Source organism: Flammeovirga sp. AWQ4_249 (genome assembly GCF_056161045.1).
This window is the reverse complement of the sequence record NZ_JBSWYJ010000045.1, coordinates 1-26,015: the sequence shown is the minus strand read 5'-3', so window position 1 is coordinate 26,015 and position 26,015 is coordinate 1. Positions and strand designations below refer to the sequence as shown.

11 protein-coding genes are annotated in these 26,015 nt (G+C 32.6%); 1 reads left to right on the top strand and 10 read right to left on the bottom strand.

Going from position 1 to position 26,015, the window contains the following annotated elements:
- Window positions 1–9: 9 nt before the first annotated feature.
- The gene (locus tag ACXAHM_RS21930; protein ID WP_474964919.1) at window positions 10–3,105 is read right to left on the bottom strand and encodes a SusC/RagA family TonB-linked outer membrane protein; all 3,096 of its coding nucleotides are present in this window, start codon (window positions 3,103–3,105) and stop codon (window positions 10–12) included.
- 283 nt (window positions 3,106–3,388) lie between these two features.
- Here ACXAHM_RS21930 and ACXAHM_RS21925 point away from each other — a divergent pair, with 283 nt between their 5' ends.
- Window positions 3,389–5,074, top strand: coding sequence for a helix-turn-helix transcriptional regulator (locus ACXAHM_RS21925; protein ID WP_474964915.1), 1,686 nt, complete (start codon window positions 3,389–3,391; stop codon window positions 5,072–5,074).
- Window positions 5,075–5,136: 62 nt separating this feature from the next.
- Here the strand turns inward: ACXAHM_RS21925 and ACXAHM_RS21920 are convergent, their stop codons facing one another.
- The 9 genes from ACXAHM_RS21920 to ACXAHM_RS21880 all read right to left on the bottom strand — a co-directional run.
- The gene (locus ACXAHM_RS21920; protein ID WP_474964911.1) at window positions 5,137–7,263 is read right to left on the bottom strand and encodes a T9SS type A sorting domain-containing protein; all 2,127 of its coding nucleotides are present in this window, start codon (window positions 7,261–7,263) and stop codon (window positions 5,137–5,139) included.
- A gap of 220 nt (window positions 7,264–7,483) precedes the next feature.
- Window positions 7,484–10,717: a T9SS type A sorting domain-containing protein gene (locus ACXAHM_RS21915; protein WP_474964909.1), complete on the bottom strand. Its 3,234-nt coding sequence runs from the start codon at window positions 10,715–10,717 to the stop codon at window positions 7,484–7,486.
- 434 nt (window positions 10,718–11,151) lie between these two features.
- On the bottom strand, window positions 11,152–14,256 hold the full coding sequence (locus ACXAHM_RS21910) for a T9SS type A sorting domain-containing protein (protein ID WP_474964907.1): 3,105 nt from the start codon (window positions 14,254–14,256) through the stop codon (window positions 11,152–11,154).
- A gap of 718 nt (window positions 14,257–14,974) precedes the next feature.
- Window positions 14,975–17,209, bottom strand: a complete 2,235-nt coding sequence (locus ACXAHM_RS21905) for a T9SS type A sorting domain-containing protein (RefSeq protein ID WP_474964902.1) — start codon at window positions 17,207–17,209, stop codon at window positions 14,975–14,977.
- A 397-nt stretch (window positions 17,210–17,606) separates the two neighbouring features.
- Window positions 17,607–18,863, bottom strand: a complete 1,257-nt coding sequence (locus ACXAHM_RS21900) for a glycoside hydrolase family 117 protein (protein WP_474964899.1) — start codon at window positions 18,861–18,863, stop codon at window positions 17,607–17,609.
- Between the two features lie 151 nt (window positions 18,864–19,014).
- Window positions 19,015–21,513 (bottom strand): glycoside hydrolase family 2 TIM barrel-domain containing protein, encoded by a 2,499-nt coding sequence (locus ACXAHM_RS21895; protein WP_474964897.1) that lies wholly within the window; start codon window positions 21,511–21,513, stop codon window positions 19,015–19,017.
- Window positions 21,514–21,536: 23 nt separating this feature from the next.
- Window positions 21,537–23,213: a sulfatase-like hydrolase/transferase gene (locus ACXAHM_RS21890; protein ID WP_474964894.1), complete on the bottom strand. Its 1,677-nt coding sequence runs from the start codon at window positions 23,211–23,213 to the stop codon at window positions 21,537–21,539.
- A 13-nt stretch (window positions 23,214–23,226) separates the two neighbouring features.
- On the bottom strand, window positions 23,227–25,044 hold the full coding sequence (locus ACXAHM_RS21885; RefSeq protein ID WP_474964890.1) for an arylsulfatase: 1,818 nt from the start codon (window positions 25,042–25,044) through the stop codon (window positions 23,227–23,229).
- Between the two features lie 291 nt (window positions 25,045–25,335).
- A partial coding sequence (locus tag ACXAHM_RS21880) for a T9SS type A sorting domain-containing protein (RefSeq protein WP_474964886.1) occupies window positions 25,336–26,015 on the bottom strand: 680 nt, incomplete at its 5' end.

The window sequence follows — 26,015 nt, the reverse complement described above, 5'->3', positions numbered from 1 at the left end:
TAATCTAGTTTAGAAGTTCAATTTCATTCCTGCTAAAAATCTTCTTGTTACAGGGTAACTTCCTGCATCCACTCCTCTTGTATATAAACCATCTCCCCCTACTTCTGGATCATATCCTTCATAACCTGTAATTGTAAATGGATTTTGAGCAGTTACATAGAAACGTAAATTGTTTATTTTCTCTTTGAATAATTTAGAAGGTAGTGTATAGCCTAATGTTATATTCCTTACTCTTAAATAAGTACCATCTTCTAAGAAATAATCAGAGCGTGCTCTAGTATTTTCATGCTCTTGATTACCTCTAGCTGTTGGGATATTAGAGTCTGGATTTTGTGGAGACCACATGTATTGTAAATCTTTATGTCGTGAAACTCCATGGGCAAACAATGATGATCCATTATAGATTTTTGCACCATGTGAATAATACAACTGCATATAGAAATCAAAGCCTTTATAAGCTACATTGAATCCCATACCCATATTAAACTTCGCTTGACCAGAACCAGCATATACACGATCGTTATCGTTAATTACACCATCACCATTTTGGTCTTTATACATCATATCTCCCATCATAGCAGAACCATTTAATACTTGATATTCTTCAAGTTGTTCCTGCGTTTTAATTACTCCTTGATTTTCTAATAAGAAGAAAGCTCCAGCTTCGTAACCTTTGATCAAGAATGTAGTAGGATCTGTTCTACCTGCTCTAGTTTGGACAGGATAACCACCACTTAAGGCAAAACCTTCTAATCCATTTAGGTCAGTGACTTTATTTTCATTCTGTGCATATGTAGCAGTTACACTCCAATTTAAACCACTTTCATGCATCTTTTTATATGACATTGACAATTCAATACCTTGATTATACATGTTACCAGCATTTACAACGATATTGTTGTAATAATTCACAGCTCTTGTAGCCCAAGTACCTGATGAAGGAGCCAGACGTTGGTTTAATAACATGTCTTTCTTATCATTTTTATAAACATCGGCAGTGAATTGAATTTTATCATCAAATAAGCTAACGTCAATACCTATATTTTTAGAGATTGTTGTTTCCCATTTAATATCCTGGTTAGCATATTCTCTTTGGATTGCACCAACTCCTAATTCTTCACTTCCTTCAGGTCCAAATGGATAATCTACACCAGCTTCAATTACTGGCATCCACATATATGCTTGAATATTTTGATTACCTACTTCACCATAAGAAGCACGAAGTTTTAAATTATTGATAAATGATAGTGTTTCTGAGTTCTTGAAGAATTGTTCTTCTGAGATATTCCAACCAGCTGAACCACCAAAGAAAGTACCATATCTGTTTTCCTCTGAGAAATTAGATGATCCGTCATTTCTCACTGAAAAAGATAGAAGGTATCGATTATCATAGTTGTATTGAGCTCTCAACATTTTACCAATTAAAGTTCTTGTATTTTGAGAGCCATATGGTTTTGTTGCTGTCTCTCCTGCTCCTAATACTGGTGTATCATTAGATAATAACCCTACAACACCTACACCAGATCTTTCATGATGATATTCTTCCCATGAATAAACGCCTGTTACACCAATTGAATGTTTACCAAATTTTCTATTAAACTTTAATACATTCTCAAATGTAGTACTTGAGTTTTGCATATTATCTTTGTTTAATTGAGCATCTAACGTAGAAGCAAGTGGTACTAAACCATTGTTATTGTAAACCAAAAACTGTGGTCTCAAGAAAGTTCTGTCATATTCCCAAGTATTTCTACCCAGATTTACTTGATATGATAGGCCTTTAATTATCTCATACTCAAGCTGTAAAGCCATATTGGTAGACATTACATCTCGAACATCTGTGTTTTGTAATTGACGAGCTAACCAACCATAAGTCACATCATTTTGAGATTCTACAAATACTGAACTTTGGTTAAAAACATCTCCAAGAGGTGCATTATAAGGTTTTTGTAAAACTGCAAATTCATAAAGTCCCCATGGTTCTTGATTTGTTTCTTCATTCGTAACAGATAATGCGGCAAATGCTCTGAATTTATCTTTCTTAAACTCTCCATTAATACGTGTTGAAATACGCTCAAAGCCTGAGTTAATCATCACCCCATCTTGGTTAAAATAGTTTGCCGAAGCATTTAATTTTAAATTTGAAGTGCCACCAGAAACGGATAAGTTATAAGATTGCATTCCAGCATTATTATTTTGAACGTCACCTACAAAGTCACTATCATTATATAATGCATTAGGATTGAATAAGAAATGTATTGGTTCTTGATCAATTGCATTTAATTGAACTTTATCCACATACATCTGTTCTGTTGTATTCATTAAAGGTGTACCTGATGTAATATTTTGAATACCTGCATAAGCTGATAAATTTACATTCAAGTCATTATCTTTACCTCTTTTCGTTGTAATTAGGATGACACCTCCTGCTGCTCTACTACCATAAATTGAGGCAGCAGCACCATCTTTTAAGACTTCTAATCTTTCTATTTGTTCAGGTGCAATATTTGGGTTTCCTTGGAAAGGAATACCATCTACTACATAAAGTGGTCCTCCTGCAGATGTTGCTGATACGACACCTCTAATTTGAATATTAGAACCATCGCCTGGTCTACCAGAACTAGCTTGAACATCTACACCAGCAATTTGACCTTGTAATGACTCACCAACATCTGAAGTTGGGATTTTAAGAATCGTTTCAGAATCAACTGAAGCAACTGAACCAGTAATTTCTCTTTTCGATTGTGTACCGTAACCAATCACAACCACCTCATCTAGTGCTTCAACATCTATTGAAAGTTTAATATCAAAATAAGTCTTATTACCTACTTTAATTGTTTGCTCCCTATAGCCAATGAAGGAAATAATTAAACTCTGTTCAGGAGTTGCTGAAAGTGTAAATTCACCATCAAAATTAGTAGTTGTACCAGTAGTAGTATTTTGTAATTTTATATTAACTCCAGGTATTGGTTCACCTGACTCAATATCTATTACTTTACCTCCAACAATATTTTCTGAAACTCCTTGTGCAAAACTCTCAATATAGCAAAGTGAGAGGATACATAAGGTCAGAGTAATTTTAAAAATTCTATAAGTCTTACTCATACTTTAAAAGTTAATTTAGATTAAAAAGAGCTAGTCAGTATTCGATTTCATTTCACAACAAAAAAGTGTATTGAGATTGACTAGTGTAAAATAAGAATAAGTGTTCGCGAAACCCTTAACAAAGATGAGAAAAATTAAATTATTCCTATTATATTTGACTAGATCAAAACTGTACAGCACATTAAAGCAATGATATTTAAGCTTCTATAAACTATACAATCTATTTTTAAACAACTGATTATCAGTATTTTTGATTTTACAAAAACAAGACTTTTATTAAATTATGACTAGACAATATTTACTATTTTTTATCTTTATTTTAGGGCAAAACATTTACTCTTTTTCAGCTAATTTTCAATTTGACAATGATACGTCATTTAATTTCATTAACAAAAATGACGATGTTCAGGAAAAATTGAGTGTAAAAGATACACCTACATTATTTGAAGAAGCAGAATTGTTAAAATTTCAAAATCCAGATAGTGCAGAAAAATTATTTCAACAGTCTATTACAATAGCAAAACAAGAAAAGGATAGTACACAATGGATAAAGTCCTTGACGAGTTTATCTTACTTGTATGCCCACAATGGTGATTTTGGAAAAGCCTATGATGGATATTGGTGTGGACTCTCCATTGCAAACCAAAAAGAAGATGACTTATTGAGAGTTAATATATATAATGGACTTGGGTGGCTTTATAGTTTTTATGAAAGGGAACAATTGTCTAACCAATATTTTGACAAAGCAATTTCAATCTGTAAAATGAATAAAGCCATCAATAGATATCTTTTAATTGATAACTATTATGCTAAAGCAACACTTGCTCGAAAAAGTAGGGAATATAATCTAGCAAGAGCTTATTTAGATACATGTCTATTGGAAAAAAGTTTGATTAAAGAAATCAGCGAACAAAAAAATAACAACAGTTTTATTGATGCAGAATATGGTTACCTCCTGTATGAGGAAGAGAAATATGAAGAGGCACTAGCTCAATTATTACCATTAAATGATTATTTTTCAACAAAACAACATAGTTATCTCGTTATCTTTCACTATTTCATTGGTAATATCTATCAAAAAATGAAAAAATTAAACACAAGTGAGAGATACTATATAAGTGCACTAGAGGCTGGTAACCTTCATAAAAGTCATTCTGATTTATTACCATTGATTAATGAAGAAATTTCTAAAGTGAAATTAAAATTAGGTCAGCATCAACAAGCTTATGCCTATCTAAAAAAGGCAAAAGAACTAAATGAAAAACAGTTTGGGAGTCGATCTATTAGTAATAGAACTTTCTTAGAGATAAAGGATCAATTTAGAAAGGAACAAGAACAACAGAAAAAAATTCTACAAGAAAAAGAACTCGAAAAACTTATTCAAGAAAGTAGAATTAACTATCTAAGAAATATTATTTTCTACATCACAATTTCTGGTTTAGTTCTCGTTGTTTTCTTCATTTACAGAAATTTTAGGAATAAATATAAAGCAGATAAGAAACTGTTTTTGGAAAAACAGAAAATGGAAGAAGAAAAAATTAATGAGGTTCTTGAAATTAAAAACAAAGAACTTACTTCTTCTGTACTTCAAATTATTCAGCATGAAGAAACTTTAGCAGAAATAAAGAAAGAGTTAATCGAATTAAAGAAAACTCCTGACGCTAATCAAATCAATCGACTATCAAAGAAAATTAATTTAAATACAAATAATAACTGGAAAGAGTTTGAGGCTCGATTTGTAGAGGTCAATAAAAACTTTTACGAAGAATTGAATGCTCTTTTTCCTAAATTGACTCAAGGTGATCAGAAGATTTGTGCCTTAATCAAACTAAACTTTGATAGTAAGGGAATGGCAAAATTATTAGGAATTTCTACCGAATCTGTACATACAACAAGGTATAGGTTACGCAAAAAACTTGGCCTTTCAAGACAGGAGAATTTAGAGGAATTTATCTCAAATATTGGATAAGAAAACATTAAAAAAGGGTAAGAAAACAATTGTTTTCTTACCCTTTTTTACTCCTCAAGCTTCTAATTTAATACAACTTTTTTTGAGAGAAATTGACCATCAATATTCAGTTTTAAAACATAAATACCTTTTTGATATCCTGTTAGATTGATTGTTGAAGATTCTAACTTCTGATTGTCTATTATTCTCTGACCATTGAGGTTAAAAATTGAAAAAGAAATAGAGTTTGATGATTGAGGTATTATTAGAAAAACCTTACCATTAGATGGGTTTGGATAAATACCCACTTTTTTACTTTTGCTATCGATAGCATTAATAATATCATCTTTTTCTTCTTCTTCCTCCTCAATTTCTGTAATATAATCCTTAGGCATCCAATCTGCTCCTGGTATCCAATTCTCTCCCCCTCTTTCATAGGCACCTATATCTGGAGAAGAACCCACAAAGTTATTTGTAAAACCTGGTATTTCTTTGCCTGCATCTATCAGTACAGAACCTACTTGAGGCATAAAGTTCATTTTCGAAAGATCTTCAAATGGATCATTGGCATCTATCGCATTTTCATTTTGAATATCAGTTCCAATCCATGGAGCTTTACTACCATAATTATTAATGATAATTACATCGTCCATTGTGTAACCATTTTCCCATCTACCCATCACTTCAGACACTTGATAGATTGAATTATTATAAATTTCCAAGCCCCAATTATCCCAATTGATCTGTATACCAGTCCAAGAAACATCATAAACGACATTATTATATACTTTATACCCTTTACTGTGATTATCTAGATAAATCCCTGCCACTTTGTACCCTGCATGAGGGGCTGCATTAGAATGATGAAACCAATTGTGATGAATCTCAGAATTTTTATACTCTTCATTTCCTACTGTATAAAAAACACCTCCATCCGCATTGATTTTCATTACATCATATACATCATTGTAGGCTACGATGGCATTCTCTGCACTTACATATATACCACTTCTTCCACTTCCATGTATAGTATTATTTTCAATCACCGTATTTGGACAATTGGAACGAATTGGTTCTGCGTGAATTCCAATAGTATTAAAATTACGTACAACATTATTTTTAATAGTAGTATGTGAAGTACCTTTCCACCTCGAAAGCATAGAAATACCATTTGCAGTTCCTTTCTCAATAAGATTATTTTCAATTAAAGTATATTTTCCTTCAACTGTTACAGCGCCACTTCCGATTTGAGCATCTGTATTGTCCAATTCATCTAAAATAGGAATACCATGTCTTACAGTAGAATTTCGTAGAATATCATAATTTCCTTCTAATAAAACTATTCCTCCAAAAGTTTCAATACCATCAATTACAATATAATTGTGAGATACTTTAAAAGTAAATTCTCTTGCTCTGAAACCTGCATTTCCTGTTGATGGATTTACCCCATTGGGTGCTTTAAAAAACACTTCTTTTTTATTTTTATCATAAAAGTATTCTCTCTCACTATCCAATGCTTCTAAACTGTTGAAAAGGTAAAAAATGCCTCTATGATCATTTCTCAAAACGGTAGGGTTATGTACACCAAAAGGCCATTTATTGATATTTACTGCTTCAAAGTTAACTTGACTATTAGTTGTCGAAATAATTTTACGAGTCCAACTTGCTCCAGAGTGACCACCTAAATACCACATGTAACCTTCACTCCAATCAAAATTAGGAACACCATTATATTCAATATGACTTGCTGAACCTCCACTAATATATTTTGCATCTGGAGTATAAGGATCATTGTCTATATTATTTGGCCAACGAGCAATATCCATCATGTCATCATTATAAAAAAATGCATTTTTTTCAATTCCCAAAGGCATTGTCACACTCGCTTTAAAAATACCATTATCAACAGCTTCCCAATTTTCAAGTATATCAATAGCTGAAATCACAACAGAATCACCTTCTACGGCTTTGAAAGTAATTGGTGCACTTGCTGTTCCATTTTTCTGAGTTGTCACTGTTTCTCTATACACTCCCTCATGAATAAGAATAATATCTCCTGCTTGAGCAACATTAGCTGCTTTTTGTATAGTTAAAAAAGGTTGATCAGATGTACCTATATTAGTATCTTTTCCTGCCTTGGACACATGTAATTCAGTGGCATACATTATATTTGTACAACATAATAAAATACTAGTTATTAATTTTTTCATGATATTGATTGCTTGTTCTAGAAGTTCATTAACTCATTTCTTTTTATTTCATCAATGAATATATCATAGTACCTTGAATTACATGAGGTTTAAACACTCAAAAAAGAATATCAATGTAAAAAGACCCTTCTATTTATTACGCATTCTCCCCCTTGCATCACTGCAACTAAAAACACCACAAATAATGAATACATTGTGGTGTTTTATGATTAATAGAATATTATTGCTTTACTATTTTCTTATTAATTGTTTCTCCATCAACATTAAATTTCAAAATATAGATACCTTTTTCAAGATCAGAAATATCAATTTCTTTTTCTTGAGTTAACTGTTGATCAAATTGGTATGACTTCATCATTTGCCCTTGAATATCATATATTAATAATGTTGCTTCTTGAATCAAATGCCCCCAATGAATAGTAAGATTCTTGTCAGTTGGATTCGGATAAATATTTAATTCTACAAGTTCTTTTTCTAGTGTAATGATCCTTGCAGAAGAAGAGGATATAGGAACTTTTGTCAATTTAAACTTTTGCCAAGCTGTAGCTTCTTGACTAGTACAAAGCATATTGTTTCTCACATAAAGATCATTATTCCCTTTTAAGGCGTAGATTTCGTTACCAAAATCTTCTAATGTAAATTTCTCCCAATTCCCTATATTTTCTCTTGTGCAAGTTAATTCTTTAGACCCATTTTCAGAACTCACAAACAACCCATTATTACCTTTAAAAGAAACAGTTCCATCTTCGTTTTCTATTAATTCAAAAGTTTCAAAATCACCTACATTAGAAGAAGTCGTCTGTAGTTTTTCCGCATTCTCACTTGTAACATATTTGAAACTCCCCTGATTTTGTAATGAATACCTATTGTTGGGACTAGTTACTTCAAAAAATGTTGATTGATAATCTAGATTTGAAGCAAAATCACCTCCTTTAGGACGTATACAAATTCCTAATTTATAGTTTGAGCCTAACGACCATTCCGTCGTTGGAGTGATACTAAGTTCCACTGTTCCTGTCCCTGCATTAACCCTTGTTGTTTTATTAGCAAGCCAATAACCTTCAGGTGAATTCACAATCGCTACAATATCTAGTTGCTCTGCTGCTTCATAGGCGACATTAACCTTTACATCTTGCCCTGACTCAACCGATGTTGGTGCTTGATCGAAAGCTACCGTGTTTAAATTTACAGCATCAGTGATATTAAAATTAGAGGTCTTGTACTCATAATTCGAATCAAAACCTCCTTCTACAGGTCGTATGGAAACCCCTACTACATAGCCATTATCAACGGTCCAATTTTCATTAATAGGTAGCGTCAATGTCGTGGTACCAATTCCCTTTTCAATTGTTTTTCTTGTACTTGTCAACCAAGTACCTGAAGGATTATTTATTAAGGCTACTATATCATTTTGGGTTGCTGATTCATAATTTACCTGTACAGTGAAATTATCTCCTGATAATATATTATTGGGATGATCTGCAATCGTAATTTTGTTATTGAGATTACTTTCAAATGATCTGTTTATTTCTGTAGAAAAATTATACACTCTCATATTTACACTACTAATATGTCCACCATTATCTGGGAATTGAACTGTTACGGTAGTATTCGCATTCAATAAATGATAAGGAACAGGAATTTCTAATACTCCAAAAAATGCATCTCTATCTTCTTGTAATTCTCCTTTCACATTATTAGGAACTTGTACTAAACTTCCATTGACTTTTACAATTGGATTTTTTGATAAATCATGATCTCTACCCATACCAATTCTTACGATTGCTTCACCATATTGTGAAAGATTAAGCCCTGAAAATTGAAAAGTTTCTTCATTTCCTGAAATCGGTAAATAATATTTATTTGCATAATATTTTGTCTCATTTGAAGTTTCATCAACCTCTACATCATTTTGGAAAGTATACTCTATCACCATTGCAGATTCTGATAATAATGTCACTTGATTGGGAGCAGAATTATATATGTTTTCATCAAGTACCGGTAAACCATTATTACCATATAGATGTTTAATCTTCACTTGGTTTAAAGCATTTCCTTCATAACCATTTATATTAAGATCAATAGTTTCAGCATTTCTATTCAAATTATTTAAAACGACAAATAAGCGATTTCCATCGACTGTGGCTAAAGTTTGTATATCTACATTATTTGAACGGATATCTACTCTAGTACCGTTTACATCTTCCCAAAAGTCGTAAAACTTAATGAGTTCAGTGTATACCCAATCACCATTCGAAGAATTTGGCTCACCCTCTTTCCTTAGTAATCGAGTATTGTATGGATTACCATTGGGCTGTGTCCCCCATGTTGCTTTTAGAACAATAAAAGGCCATGCTTTAGCAATATGTTGAGATCGATCCATAAACTGCATGCCCAAGGTAATATAAGACCTCAATAAATGCCAATCCCTTTCCTTTGACCAAGTAGAGGTAATCAGCGTATGTACTTGAGAACCGTATTCAGAAATTAAAATGGGTTTTACTTCACCAAATTTATCCATACTTGCATGTTCCAACATATCCAGAGTAGCTTCGACTCTACTTCCCTTTCTCATGAGCCTTTTATTTCTAATTTCTGGCCAATCATAAAGATGTACAGACCAAAAGTCCATATTTTCACCACACATATCCATAAATTTGTTCCATCGTTTTTCCCATCTTTGAAAATTATCATAATCAAAATTCGGAAATGCAGAAGTATACCCACCTACAAGTAGATTAGGGTTTACTTTTTTAACTTCATGAGCTACAGCATTGTGATATCTAAATATTGCTTCAATATCTTCATCCGTCTCTCCACAATCTTCACAGCCATATAATCCATAAATTGGTTCATTGATGACTTCAAAATATTGGGGAGTTTGTTCAGACCCATTTCCATAAAATTCCTTGATAAAATGAGCAATATATTCTCCAGAAGCGGTACCAAAAGGTTCATTTTCAGTGTCCTTTTGAGAAAATGACCAACCTTTGTTTGTCAAAGTACCATCGGGATAAAATGGGTGTGCTTGCGTTGCTAAAATACTTGAATTATTTCTGCCTAAATAATTCACAAAATCTGCTCTATTTCCAAAAGCATCTCTATATTTTTTAGCCTCACTTCTTAGGTGATTTAAATCGACAAATCCCGGACGATTTGGGTCTTCTCTTAGTACTGAATTGATATTCCAGGTGATAGTACCTGTATTTCTACCCAAATAAACATCTCTATTATTTAAGAGATCATTTTTGATATCTACAGGATCTGAAGCACCATATTGTGTCCAATCATTTTCTCGAATCCCTGCATGCACACCGATGTACTTTTCTCTGTCAAAAGTAGATTCTCCTTCTTGGCTATGCATTACATTTAGATTGACATCTACCTCAATATTTTGGGCATAAGAAACTAGCCCCCAAAAGGTAAAAAGAACATTTAGAATAATTCGTTTCATTTTATAAAAGTATAGTTAGTAAAAATTTAGTTTTGGGTGAAAATGAATTTATAAAGTCAATGATACCGCGGTTAAAATAATCATTTTTCTTTATGGAAACATTTATGTATACAATGTATATAAATTGTACTTTACCCATTATTTATATTTCAATATTTGAAATTTACAGCTCAAAAAGCAAGAAAAAATACTAGACAAAAACTGTATATAGAAGATTTAAGGGTGCTAGAATTGATAAAAATATTGGCTTAAACATAAATAAACTGCATTTTAACTCAACAACATAAGCACTTCATACTTTATGTATATATTTCGAAATAAATTCAACACCAAAGTATCAAATATTGTATTTATTCGATATGTAAATATTCAAAAAACAAAAAAAGTAGAGCTGAAAAATCAACTCTACTTTTTTAGTGATTAGTTTTAAATAATTATTGAATCACTATTTTTTTCAAAATATTTTCTCCACCTAATTCAATTCTAAGAATATAAACACCATGATGAAATCCACTTAAATCTAATCTTGTTGAAGCATATTTTTCATTAAATTCTTTTTGTAATAATTCTTTCCCTTCTAAGTTGAAAACTTTGATATTTTTTAGATATTTTTCAGTACCCCATGAGATTTTCACTTCTCCTTTTGAAGGGTTTGGATAAAGGGACAATTCTTCTTCAAGGGTAATTCTTGATATTGTTCGAGCTGATGAACTTTCACCATTTAATTTAAATTTTTGCCAGTTCGAAGCTCCTGTACTTGTACATAACATATTGTCACGTACATATAAATCATTATTCCCTTTTAAAGCATAAATATCATTTCCGAAATCTTCTAATATAAACTTTTCCCAGATTCCAATACTTGTTCTAGTACAAGTCAATTCCTTTGTCCCATTTTCAGAACTCACGTAATTTCCATTACTACCTCTTAAGGAAATAGTACCATCTCCATTTTCAATAATTTCAAAATATTCTGTACTTCCAACGCTACCAACAGTTTCCAGTTGATCTGGGTTTGCACTACTTATATAGTTAAAACTTCCTTGATTTTGGAAAGAATATGATGTACTTGTAGCAGTTACATTAAAAAAAGTTGATTTATAATCTAAATTAGAATCAAAATCTCCTCCTACAGGTCTTATACAAATTCCTAATTTATAATCTGACCCAATATTCCAATTATAATTTTGTATTACATTTAATGATATCGTTCCTGCCCCTGCATTTACTCTAGTTGTTTTATTGGCTAACCAAGTTCCATTGGGTGCATTGACAATAGCCACAATATCTAACTGTTCAGAGGCTATGTAATCCACTTTTACAACTACATCCTCACCAGTTTTTACAGATGATGGAGATGAATTAAACTCGACTGAATTATCATTGATTGTATTGGTGACATTGAAATTGGCAGATACATAGTCAAGATTAGTAGAAAAATCTCCACCAATAGGGCGGATAGAAACACCTAATTGATAATTATTATTTACAGTCCAATTTTGAGGTTGATCAATCGTCATTACAGTTGATCCATTACCAGCACTGACAGTTTGTTTTACACTTGTTATCCAACTTCCTGAAGGATCATTTACCAATACTACAATTTCATGTTGTGCTGTAGAGCTATAATCCACATTAATCGTAAATGTTTCTCCACTTTGTACATTTGTTGGAAATTCTCTGATTACAACAGAATTTATTGATGTATTGTTATCATCAGGTGTCCAATCAGCTCCTGGAACCCATCTTGTACCACCATTCTCATAAGCTCCGATATCAGGTGCACTTCCATTGTAACCATCAGTATATCCAGGAATAATTTTACCTGAATTGACTAGATAAGAACCATTTACTGGTTCAAAATTCATGGCATTACTATTTTTAAAAGGATTATTTTCATTGATGATATTTTCGGGTTGAATATCCGTACCATACCAAGGTCCAGTGCTTGCATAATTATTTATGAGTACAACATCATCCATTGTGTAGCCATTTTCCCATCTTCCCATACCTTCCGAGGCATTATAGATGGTATTGTTGAAGAAGTCCAATCCCCAATTGTCCCAATTTATTTGAATTCCTGTCCATGAAACATCATACACAACATTCCTATATACCTTATACCCCTTGCTATTATTATCAAGATAAATACCAGCTACTTTATAACCTGCATGAGGTGCTGCAGTTGAACTATGAAACCAATTATGATGAATTTCAGAATTTTTATAATTAGCATTTCCTACAGTATAAAAGACGCCTCCATCCGCATTAATTTTCATCACATCGTATACATTGTTATACGCTACTTCGGCATTTGCACCACTAACATATATACCACTTCTACCACCACCATAAATGGTATTATTTTCAACAATCGTATTAGGACAATTAGAACGAATAGGTTCTGCATGAATACCCAAAGTATTAAAATTTCTTATGACATTATTTCTAATAATAGCATCTGTAGATCCCTTCCATGCAGCGAGCAATGAAATACCATTGGCTGTTCCTCCTTCAATTAAATTTTTCTCAATTAAAGTATGGCTACCTTCGATTGTGAGTGCTCCACTTCCAATTTGGGCATCTGTATTATCTAACTCATCTAAAATTGGGATACCTTCTTTTATTGTTGAATTTTTCACTGAATTATGATCTCCAGTAATTAATACTATACCACCAAACGTAGTTATTCCATCTAAAATAATATAGTTTTTTGTTAGCTTAAAAACATATTCTCTTGCTCGATATTCACAATTTCCGTTGGATGGATTCTCACCTGATGGAGCTTTAAAGTAGACTTTCTTTTCATTACTATTATAAAAATATTCTCTTTCGATATCTAGTGCTCCCTTGCTATTAAAAAGATAAAAAATCCCTTTATGTCCATTACGGTTAACGGTAGGATTATGAACGCCAAAGGGCCATTTTGAAATATCAACTGAATTAAAATTAACCCTAGAAGTGGTTGTCGATGTAATCTTTCTTGTCCAGCTTGCACCTGAATGTGCTCCAAGATACCACATATACCCTTCACTCCAATCATAATTTGGTATGCCTGAATATTCTATGTGTGAACCAGATCCTCCAGAAATATATTTAGCATCAGGAGTATATGGATCATTATCAGCATTATTAGGCCATCTAGCGATATCCATTCTATTGCTATTATAGAACAATGCATTTTTTTCAATTCCAAGTGGCATTGTCACATTGGCTTTATAAATCCCATTCGCATCTAAAGTCCAGGAATCGATTTTATTTACAGCAGAAACAACTACTGATTCATTATTAGCAGCTTTAAAAGTAATTGGGTTTGTCGCAGTCCCATTGTTGGATGGTTCAACCATTTCTCTATAGATTCCTTCATGGACAATCACAATATCTCCTGCTATTGCAATGGATGCAGCTTTTTGAATTGTTAGATAAGGATTAGCCTGTGTTCCTGTGTTGTTGTCATTTCCGTTTTTGGATACGTGTATTTCTTTGGCCATAGCAAAACCACAAATACACAATAATAGACTGGTAAGAAGTCTTTTCATTGATATTCGAAATAAAAATATTTAAAATGTAACAATCAAAAAAATAGTAGTAGCTATTAAAGTTTTGTTTACGTGTTATTTAACTTCAAAAATTTTCATGATTTTGAAGCAAATGATATTGATAATTCATATTCATTTTGATCTTTAATAAATAGATAGTAGTGTACTTTTCACTTCATACAATCATAGCTTTTCCTAATTTTTTTGCTGCTGAAATATAGATTTAATGTTCACTTCAATGCAAATCAAAAATCGTCAAACTATTATTATACGTATTTTATACCCTTATTTATTGATGATTTGACTCCAACCTGAAAAAATAAATTTCAATTTTTAGGGGGTAAAAATCCAAATTTTTTCCTGTCCATTAAATAGTAAATAGTTTATTACCTATGCTGTAAAAGATGATCCTGAACATTAGTTGTCACTAAGATCAATGTTATAACATCAAACCAAAATAAGAAAACAGCTATTAGCTTTTCATCAATAACAATAGGAAGATAGCCTGCAAAAAATGAGAGAAGTTTGCTATAGTTTCCAGTATTAATTACCACAATTTAGAATATTAAAAACATTTAATAAAGTGTCAAATGTTTCTATTTTGAAATTTGTTGATTAATTTATGATTAAAAAAAAAGCTGTTCAATAAAAAGTATCGAACAGCTCTACTGAGTATGAATCGGGTATAAAAATCGTTAAGCTACATATATTCAATCCGTTAATTAACTAATATTTTCTTCGTAACAATATGATTTTCATATTCAAATCTAAGTAAGTACATACCAGATTGCACATTGGGCAAAGTCATAGATAATCTGTTGGAAATAACGTTATTTTGTTTAATTACTTTCCCATTTATATCCATCAAAGACAAAGAGGATGGCAATTGATTTTGGTCCAACAGATTGACAGATAATTGACCACCAGATACTGGATTTGGAGCTATAATAATTCTTCCATACTTGTTAGAATTATCAACTGAAAGAGGATCTTCTGTATTATTATCTCCGTTAAAAGTACGCTCAATCTCAGTTGTAAAATTATATACTCTCATATTGATACTAGTAATATGTCCACCTGCTTCAGGAAAATGTACTTTTACAGTATTATTTGCTTGTAATAAATTGTGCGGTACCGGAATTTCTAACACACCAAAGAAAGCATCTCTATCCTCTTGAAGCTCTCCTCTTACGTTTTCAGGTACATCTATTACAGTTCCATTGACTGTTACTTTGGGCTGTTTAGATAAATTGTGTGCTCTACCAAATCCTAATCTTAATACAGCCTCACCTTGATCACTCACATCAATACCTTGAAAAGCAAACTCTTCTTCATTCCCATTGATAGGAAGATAAAAACGATCTGCATAATATTTACTCTCTTCAGAAGTTTCATTTATCTCTACGTCATTTTCAAAAACATATTCTAATACCATTGCTGATTCAGAAAATAACGTCACTTGATCAGGTGCATTACCTTGTGTTTTTTCATCAAAAATTGGTAATCCATTACTTCCATAAAGATGTCTGATATTGACTTCTTGTATAGTATTTCCTTCATATCCTTTGATATTTAAATCAATCGTTTCTTCATTCCTATTTAGGTTATTTAAAACCACAAATAGTCGGTTTCCATCTACTGTTGCTATTGTTTGGATATCTACATTTTCTGATAAGATATCTACCCTTGTACCGTTTACTCCATTCCAGAAATCATAGAAACGCACTAATTCTGTATAAACCCAATCTCCATCTGAAGTAGAAGGTTCACCTTCTTTTCTTAATAATCGTGTATTGTAAGGTGCACCATTAGATTGAGTTCCCCAAGTAGCTTTCACTACAATAAATGGCAATGCTTTGGCTATGTGTTCAGATCTATCCATAAATGTCATTGCCATAGAAATATAAGATCTCAGTAAATGCCAATCTCTTTCTTTAGACCAATGATCATTGATCATAGTATGTACTTGACATCCGTATTCAGATACTAAAATTGGCTTTACGACCCCAAATTTATCCATACTTGCATGCTCGATCATATCCAAAGTGGCCTCAACTCTACTTCCTCTTCTCAGTAACCTTTTGTTTCTAATGGCTGGCCAATCATATAAGTGAACTGACCAAAAGTCCATGTTTTCGCCAGACATATTCATAAACTTGTCCCATCTTTTTTCCCATCTTTGGAAATTGTCATAATCAAAGTTTGGAAAAGCTGTGGTAAAGCCACCGACTAGGATATCAGGGTTTACTTTTTTCACTTCTTGAGCAACTGCATTATGATATCTAAATATTTCTTCAAGAGCTTCATCTGTTTCTCCACAATCCTCGCAACCAAATTTACCATAAACTGGCTCATTGATCACTTCGAAAAACTTAGGTCTTTGTTCTGACCCATTTCCATAAAACTCTTTAATAAAATGAGCACTGTATTCTCCAGAAGCAGTACCAAAAGGTTGTTCCTCAGTATCTGCTTGTGAAAATGCCCATCCTTTTTTGGTTTTTGTACCATCAGGATAAAAGGGGTGATGTTGCGTCGCTAGAATACTTGAATTATTTCTATTTTGATAATTGACGTAATCTGCTCTTGTTTTGAATTTATCTCTATATTTTTTGGCTTCAGTTCTGAGTTGATTTAGATTTACAAATCCAGGTCTATTGGGATCTTCATTCAAAACTGAATTAATATTCCATGTAATGGTTCCTGTATTTCTCCCTAAATAAACATCTTTATCATTCAAGAAGTCATTTTTAATATCAACAGGATTAGCTGTTCCATACTGTGTCCAATCATTTTCTCTAATTCCAGCGTGAATACCAATGTATTTTTCTCTGTCAAATTGGGCATCTCCACCTTGATTATGTTTTACATTAACATTGACATCTACGCCTATATTTTGTGCTGATACTTCAGCCACAAAAAATGTCATTAAGACATAAAGTATAATTCTCTTCATTTTATTGTTTAGTTAGTAAAAAATAAGTTTAAAAAAATAATCTTTTCACTTCGTTTTTTTGCAATGATCAAAAAAAATAGATTACTTTTTTATGAATAGGCAACTACTTTTTCTTATTTGATGTTCTCTTAATTTCATCAATATAAAAGTAATTATCACCTCACAATAATCATTAAATATCTAGATCATCACAATTAAATCAACTAGACAAAAACTGTATAAATGTTGTTTTTACCTTCAAAAAGGGCAAAAAAAGTAATATTACAGGGTAGTAATTCATTTTCTGCTACTAGACATTTTAAGAATCATAAATTACTATCTCATTTACAAAAAAAAAGAGGAAGTGTTAAAAGTTAAACACTCACCTCTCTCAAAGTAGCAAAGTTAGTCTACAACATCATTGAACTGATGATAATAAATCTTCTGTTTGCTTTTTAATTCTTTTCTTTTGTTTTGGAGTCAATCCCTGTTTGTAATAAGTTTCTGGCTTGTGATACACTTGATGGTTTTTCATTTGTGGATCGTCTATTTTTTGACTTAAATCACAATCAAAACGTACAAGCATTCCATGTCTCTTTCCTTTTCCTCCTACACCTACAAAGTGAGATATACCCCACGTAATTCCTTCACCATCTTCTGTATTAGTAAATGCATCTGGAACATGTGGTCCTGCTGCAATTGGCATTAGTTCTGTAATGGAAGCAATATCAAAATTTACCCAATCTTCAGCGTATTGAATTGTATTATGTTCAGGTCCATCTTTGTAGACTAAAGCTGCAACTCCACCTTTAAACGGAAATAATGTTGTTTCATGTCCTGAAGTAATAACAGGGTTTAAAGGATGTTTTTTAAATGGTCCAAGAGGGTGATCCGCAATCGCTAATCCTTGCATTCTTACAAGGTTAGGTTTTTCATTAAAGTCTGATTTATAATACAAATAAATTTTTCCATCGTGTACTAATGGGTAAGGGTCATGTATTGAGTATTGATCCCATTCTCCTTCTTTTCCATTAGGAATAACTATTTGATTATAGGGAGTCCAAGGTCCCTCTGGAGAGTCTGCATATGATACGGCAACAGGACAATCATCTCCTCTTTTACCGCTAGCTTCCATAAATCCTTGATAATATAGATAGTACTTTCCTTCCCATTCTAATATATCTGTGGTGGTTACTGACCTCCACCCAACATTAGGTTTCTCAGGTCTTTTTATCGCAACTCCTTGTTCTTCCCAATGAAAACCATCTTCTGAAGTAGCATACCAAATTTCTGATAAATCCCAATCAGATGAAGGAATTGTATCGTTTGAATTTGCTGCTCCTTGAGGAGGTGTTGGTGTATTTCGATAGGTATACCAAACATAATATTTACCATTATGGTAAATGACTTTAGAAGGGTCTCTTCTTGTTACAGTCCCATCATGATCATGGTAATCAAAGCTTGTTATCTCTGTATATTTAAATTGACTAAATAGTTCATTATTTTGAGGTTGAGGTGCATTATAATCATTATAAATTCTATTCATTGCCTCGCTTACTTCAAGGTTTGGTTTTTCATCCGGTAGAATAAATGGGAATGCTTTTTCTTCATTTTCATTCGTATGACATGCTTGAAGTCCTCCTAAAAGAAGTAAAGATATAATCCATTTTTTCATTTCAATTTAGTGTTTTAGTTCAAAAATTAGTTTTTCGTATTTCATTATTAAATATCTATTTTACATTAAAGCACAAGTGTAAGATTATACACTTGTGCAATATGATTTTTCAGATATTGAGCTCGTTTGCTATCTGATCTTAAAGTAATTATTAAAGTGAAGGAGCATTTAATTTAATTTCAATTTCAGCAGATTTTAAACCTGGTGAACTTGCTTTCAGAATAAAAGAACCTTCTGCATTTTTTTGTGCCTTAACAATAGCTAATGCTTTACCACTAAACACTTCCATTTTATTGCCTTGTAGTGAAGTCAAAGAAGAAGCATCTCCATTACCAACACCAGCCATTAGTCCCTGCCCTTTAATTTTAAAAGAAATATCATTTCCAGCTGTATAACATAGATTTCCATTTTTATCTACTACATTCACCGTAACATATGATATATCTTTACTATCATTTGCTATTAAAGATCGATCCGCTTTTAATTCAATATGATGAGGTTTACCAGCTGTTTTGATTACTTTTTCAGTCATTACTTTACCGTCAGTGTAGGCAATAACTTTTATTTCTCCAGCATGGTATGGTACTTCCCAACTTAAGCGATATTTTGACATATATGGCTTACTCTTATCCCAGAATTTATGAATCATAGGAATTTCAGTTAAGTCTACTCCTTTTACTTTTTTTCCGTAAGATTTTCCATTGACAATAAGTTCTACTTCCTCGCAATTGGTAAAAGCATGAACTGGAATAACATCACCTTCTTTACCTTCCCAATTCCAATGCGGTAAGACATGTACCATTGGTTCTTTTGTCCATTGGCTTTGGTATAAATAATAACGGTCTTTTGGGAATCCACAAATATCTGCTATACCAAAGTAAGAAGAATGTACTGGCCAATCATCATTCCAATAACCGTTCGTTGAATTGTCTCGACCTCCATATGGTGTAGGTTCACCTAAATAATCAAAACCTGTCCAAACAAACTCTCCTAAAACATTTGGGTTTTCAGCCAACATATCAAAATCTAAATCAGGAGGTGAAGACCAAATAGGTCCTATTAAATCATAACTCGTTACTTGTTGTGAAGGGTGTTTTTTATATGTTTCAATAGGAAAATGGTAGACTCCTCTAGAACTTGTACATGAAGATGTTTCTGAACCATAAATCGTCCAATCAGGATGTTGCTCTATTATTTCTTTGTATTTCATTGGCTTATAATTAAAGCCTGGAATATCTACTTCATGTGCTAATTTATTAATCACAGAAGCGGGGTAATAATTAAAGCCTGCAGTCACTGGACGAGATAAATCTTCGTCTTTTGTAATTCTTGCTAAACGACGAGTTTCCTTCCAACCGTCTTTTTTACTTTGCTCTAAAATTTCATTTCCAATACTCCACATGATAATTGACGGGTGATTTCGGTCTCTACGAATCATATCTCTCAAATCTCTTTCACTCCATTCATCATAAAACTTAGCATATCCGTTTTCAACCTTTGGAATTCTCCACATATCAAATGCTTCATCAATCACAAGTAGACCCATTTCATCACATAATTCAAGAAGTGCTTTTGAAGGTGGGTTATGACTTGTTCTAATTGCATTTACTCCCATTTCTTTCATAACTTCTAGCTGTCTTTGCTTTGCTCTACGATTAACAGCTGCTCCTAAAGGACCTTGGTCATGATGTAAACAAACACCTTGTAATCTTACTCTTTTATTGTTTAAAACAAAACCTTTTTGTGGACCATAATCAATGGTACGAATACCAAATTTAGACTGTTTAATATCTAAAATTTGCTTTTCATCTAGAACACGGCTAACTATTTTATATAAACTAGGGCTATCTAAATCCCATAATTGAGCATCGTCAATAAAAAAATTATGTCTGATCTCAATTTCTGTATTTCCTGCTACTTTAACTTCTTTAGAATTTCTAGTTACTTCTTCCCCTTCGGGTGAATAGATCACAGTTTCTAATTGAACTATTTTTGTTGTCTTTTCAGTATTTACAACTTCTGTCTCCATTTCAATCATTGCTCTATTTCCTCTCACATCAGGTGTAGTGATGAAAGTACCATTGAAAGCAATATGTACAGGTGCTTTGTATTCTACCCAAACATCACGGTAAATACCTGCACCAGGATACCAACGAGAGCTAAGATCCTCAGGAGCACACTTTACCGCAATAATATTTTCTTCTCCAAATTTTAGTTGAGAAGTCATATCCAATTGAAACCCGATGTATCCATAAGGTCTTTCTCCTATTTTTTTGCCATTTAAAAAGATTTCAGAATTATTCATCACTCCTTCAAAATGAATGAAAGCCTTCTTTCCTTCTAATTCTTTTGGTACTACAAAAGATTTGCGGTACCACGCTTCTCCATGAAAAGGGAGACCACCTGCACGAGCATTGTATTTTACATCAAAAGGTCCTTCAATTGCCCAATCATGGGGTAAGTTTAGTGATCGCCATTTACTTACGTCTAGCGTAGGATCCATACCTTTTTCTTGAGTTCCTTTACTAAATTTCCAATCCTCATTAAAGCTATTTTCCTGAAGGTTATTTAATCCTTTTTGAAGAGTTTTTTGAGCACTCGCTCCCCAACTCCACAAGAGTAATATCCCTATTACGGTAAGTTTTTTCATCTTAGTAATTTGTAATATTAGTTTTATAATTCTTTTCTTTTTTGTGTTTCTGCCATAGATTCATTTGTGAATCTATCTACATCAGGTTGCCCCTTCCCTCTTGCTTCTTTAATCTTTTGATTCCAAACCTGTCTCATCTGCATAAGTTTGTTTTGATAAGCTTTTTTAGAAACTAAATTATCCTGCTCTTTTGGATCTTTTTCTAGACAATAAAGTTCTTCGTAGACAGTTTCTTCTCCCATAAGTGGTCCCTCTGCATAACTTCTATATACTGCTATTTCTTTATCAGTAACACCATAAAGTGCTTTATTCGTTTTAAAACCTAATGCTTTAGTATATTTAATTCTATCTGACGCTGAAAAGTTTTCATTTTTGTAATATCTTATATATTTCCATTCTTTATCTTGTACCGCCTCACATCTTGGATTACCAAAATGATTAGACCATAGGTTTTCAGTATATATATACTCTCTTACTTCCGTTTTTTCCCCTTTGGTTAATAGCGGTGAAATATTTTTCCCCTGGAATGAACTTGGAATTTGTACTTGTGCATTATCTAACAAAGTAGGTGCAATATCAATACTCTGAACGAGTGCATCTGATGTTTTTACTCTATGTTGTTTTGGAACTCTAGGATCTAAAATAATCATTGGAACATGTGTACAGGTTTCGTACAAAAGCCCTTTTCCACCTAAACCATATTGTCCCATCAATAATCCATGATCAGAAGTGAAAACAATAATAGTATTTTTATCCAAATCCATTTCCTTGAGTTTATTCCTCAATTTACCTACGAGCCTATCAATTCCAGTCATCGCTTGATATTGACGAATCAACCTTTCTTTCGTTTCTTCTGGAGTATTGACATAGTCATAAATATTCTGACGGTCAATAGTGTGATGAATACTGTGAGGTAATTTAGGTGTATTGATTTCATTCTTAGCAAGGTAATTTGATGCTAATTTTATATCCTGATCTCTGTAAAGTGACTTATATATTTCAGGGTCACTTTCTCTCATTTTCATGCTTTCAGTTCCAGCGCCATGAGGTAAATTGAAACATATATTCAATAGAAAAGGCTTATTATCTGGTCTTTTGTCCATTACCTTAATAGCTTTTTCCAATCGATATTCATTATTATCCAAAGCATCTATTGCAGCTTCACCTACCACTTCAATTTGTGTATCTTCTGCAGCTTCAGAAAATATTTCATGTCTTTCTTTTGGATAAAACCCCAAATGTCTATGTCCTGCATACCAATAATCAAATGATTTTTCAATAACTCCAGATTGATATCCATTTGGACCAACAGGTGCATGATTCTTCCCAACATAAGCAGTATAATATCCACTTTTTCTTAGTAATACAGGATAAGACTTATTCCAAGCAGTCTTTGCTACTGCAGTTCCCGAATTAAAGTTGACACCATGTTTTCTCTCAAATTGGGATAAAAACATAGATACTCTACTAGGCATACAAATGGGACTTGTAACATGAGCATTCGTAAACAATGTTCCTTCGTCCGCTAACCGATCAAGATTTGGCGTCTTAACAATCTTATTTCCAGTAATTCCCATATAACCATAAGACTGATCATCTGTTAAAATAAAGATGATATTTGGTCTATTGTCCTTCTCTTGAGCGTTAATTTTTAGGAGAGGAATTGTTAGTATAAAAAATAAAATAATTCGATTTTTCATTTCTTAGTATATCTTAGATTTGTGTATTTTCAGTTGGAGTGACATAAGTATAAAAAGCCCCTTGTATAGTATTCTGAGCTGTTAAAAAATAAGCACTCATTGTTGTTTCTCCTTCTGCTACTTCTACCTCAATAGTCACTTCTTTACTTCCATCACTTATAGTAGTCTCCCATACTTTTTCACCTATTTTTATATAGGCTTTTGTAAATGTATATGCTTTCCCTTTTGGTAAAATATATCCTGGGGCTTCTGTAACTAACTTTGGAGCAGCATCCATCAATCCTAAATTAGATTCTAATGGCCATCTTCTTAAACTTATTTTATATTTTCCTGACTTTACAAAATGTACTCTCCACTCTCCATTTCCATCTACTCCTTTTCGTATCATTTTTTGATTCCAAGGGATTTTTTGACCTTCAGGAATATGCCAATCATGAGCTGTTAAAAGTGACGTTTTCTCTTCTTTGCTTCCCAATTTAATGTAAGGAAAACGTTGAAATTCTTTTTCAATATCCTTCCAATTCTCCTCATAAGCTTTTCTTAATCGAGCTACTACTTCAGGGTATTTATCAGCAATATCATTGGCTTGTCCTGGATCTTTTTTAATATCATATAACTCTTCCCCATTGATCAACCTCCAATTGTTTTCCATAGTGTATGAGTTACGCCACTTCTCTGGGTACTCCAATCTTTGAGAGTCACCAATTAAGATTCTATGCTCTGGGTTTTCTTTATTCTGAAGAGATTTGGATAAATCAATCCCATCAAAGGTGATATTGTCTTTGTCATGTAAATTACAAAGTCCCATCAAAGTAGGTAATAGGTCAACATGGGCTGTTAATCCATCTAATTGTCCCTTTTCAATATTTCCATCTTTCCAATAAATATAAAATGGGACTCTATGTCCACCTTCATATGCACTCCCTTTTGTTCCTTTCATTTTGGCATTAAAACCATCTTTTAAATGACCATCTTTGAATGAAGCACCATAGGCAGTACCATTGTCTGACATATAAATCAAAATAGTATTATCAGCAATATTCCATTCTTTTAGTTGCTTTCTTAATTGACCGATATTCTCATCAATATTGGTAATCATACCATAGAATTTTGCTCTGTTTCCTTTTACATTTTTCTTTAAATAGGGTTCAACATATTGTGTTGGTACATTCAATGGGCTGTGTGGAGCATTTGTAGATATATAACAGAAAAAAGGCTTCCCTTCTTCTTTTTGCTTTTTGATAAATTTAGTCGCTTCTGTAAACCATATATCAGTACAATACCCTTCTACTTTTTGCGCTTTACCATTATGAAGATAGGTATCATTAAAATAGTCGTTATTCCAATAATCTGGTGTTTGACCTATCCCCCCACCACCATGAGTGAGTACTTCATCAAAGCCTCTCTGATGTGGAGCAAATGGATAATTATCCCCTAAATGCCACTTCCCAAATAATGCTGTTCTGTATCCATTCTCAGCGAAAATTTCTCCCATAGTCTTTTCACTTTCAAAAAGAATTGAGCGACCCATTACTGTATGCCAAACTCCTACACGGTTGGATTGACGTCCAGTCATAATTGCAGCTCTCGTTGGTGCACATGTTGGACTTACATGGAAATCCGTTAAACGTACACTTTCATCATGTAAAAGGTCAATATTCGGAGTATTAATTACTGAATTTCCATGTGCCGAAATATCACCATAACCTTGATCATCTGTTATGATTAAGATAACATTAGGAGGAATATTCGAGGCTTGTTTCAAGATACTTGAACATGCACTCAATGAAGTTATGATTAATAATAAAATAAAGCTGTAATAATTCGTCATGGTTATCATTTCTATACATCAAAAAAGGAATGTCATCCTATCCTTCTATTTCAATACTACATTTACAAAACTATTAGTTATCAGGTAAAAATTAGGGTAAAAGTGTATAAGATACAGGGGTCATTTTTATACCTCTAAAAAATGTACGTTAATTATATGTATTGTCAGCTTAAAGTAAGCTGAACTAAATACTCCTTCCTTCTTAAAATGAGGATATTTACAGATTATTTAAGCATAAAAAAACCCTTATCACATAACGTAATAAGGGTTTTTAATCGCACTATTTTTTAATTATTTTTTCACTACTCTTATCACTTTAGAAGCATTTTCTGTTTTCACTTGGATTAGGTAGATTCCATTAGAATAATTAGATAAATCTATGGTATTCTTTCCCATTGGAAGAGATGTAGAATCAACTAATTGTCCTGATGTTTGAAGAATTGAAACTTCTGCCTTATCTGTTAAATCTAAAGTAAGTTGATTATATGTTGGATTTGGATAAGCGATCGCTAATTGAGATGCTAAATCTTCAACACTGTTTACGATTTCTTTTGCTTTTACAGTAATCGTTACTTCGTCACTACTTTCTTGTCCTTCATAAGATACTTTTAATGTAAAAGTATACATTACTTCCTCCTCCAAAACAGGTGCTGTAAAGGTAGGTTTAGCTGTATTTACAGCCGATAATGTAATGCCTTCTGGTGCTGTCCATGTCAATACTGCCTCAGCTGGTGTTGATAAAGATCCATCCAACATTACTTCTACACCACTTTCAACCGTTTGATCAGTACCTGCATTTGCTACAGGTATAATAACTTCCGCCACATTCTTCACTGTCACAACTACTTCATCTGTTGATGATTCTTCACCATAAGTAACCGTAAGTGTAAATGTATATTCCATATCTTCATCCACTTGAGGTGCTGTAAACGTTGGCATAGATGCATTTACATCGGATAATGTAATGCCTT

What these genes read in the sequence shown, in the direction of transcription:
- ACXAHM_RS21920 (WP_474964911.1), bottom strand. Translation starts at nt 7,263, where the DNA reads ATGAAAAAATTAATAACTAGTATTTTATTATGTTGTACAAATATAATG.
- ACXAHM_RS21900 (WP_474964899.1), bottom strand. Translation starts at nt 18,863, where the DNA reads ATGAAAAAATGGATTATATCTTTACTTCTTTTAGGAGGACTTCAAGCA.
- ACXAHM_RS21890 (WP_474964894.1), bottom strand. Translation starts at nt 23,213, where the DNA reads ATGAAAAATCGAATTATTTTATTTTTTATACTAACAATTCCTCTCCTA.
- ACXAHM_RS21930 (WP_474964919.1), bottom strand. Translation starts at nt 3,105, where the DNA reads ATGAGTAAGACTTATAGAATTTTTAAAATTACTCTGACCTTATGTATC.
- ACXAHM_RS21885 (WP_474964890.1), bottom strand. Translation starts at nt 25,044, where the DNA reads ATGACGAATTATTACAGCTTTATTTTATTATTAATCATAACTTCATTG.
- ACXAHM_RS21910 (WP_474964907.1), bottom strand. Translation starts at nt 14,256, where the DNA reads ATGAAAAGACTTCTTACCAGTCTATTATTGTGTATTTGTGGTTTTGCT.
- ACXAHM_RS21915 (WP_474964909.1), bottom strand. Translation starts at nt 10,717, where the DNA reads ATGAAACGAATTATTCTAAATGTTCTTTTTACCTTTTGGGGGCTAGTT.
- ACXAHM_RS21925 (WP_474964915.1), top strand. Translation starts at nt 3,389, where the DNA reads ATGACTAGACAATATTTACTATTTTTTATCTTTATTTTAGGGCAAAAC.
- ACXAHM_RS21905 (WP_474964902.1), bottom strand. Translation starts at nt 17,209, where the DNA reads ATGAAGAGAATTATACTTTATGTCTTAATGACATTTTTTGTGGCTGAA.
- ACXAHM_RS21895 (WP_474964897.1), bottom strand. Translation starts at nt 21,513, where the DNA reads ATGAAAAAACTTACCGTAATAGGGATATTACTCTTGTGGAGTTGGGGA.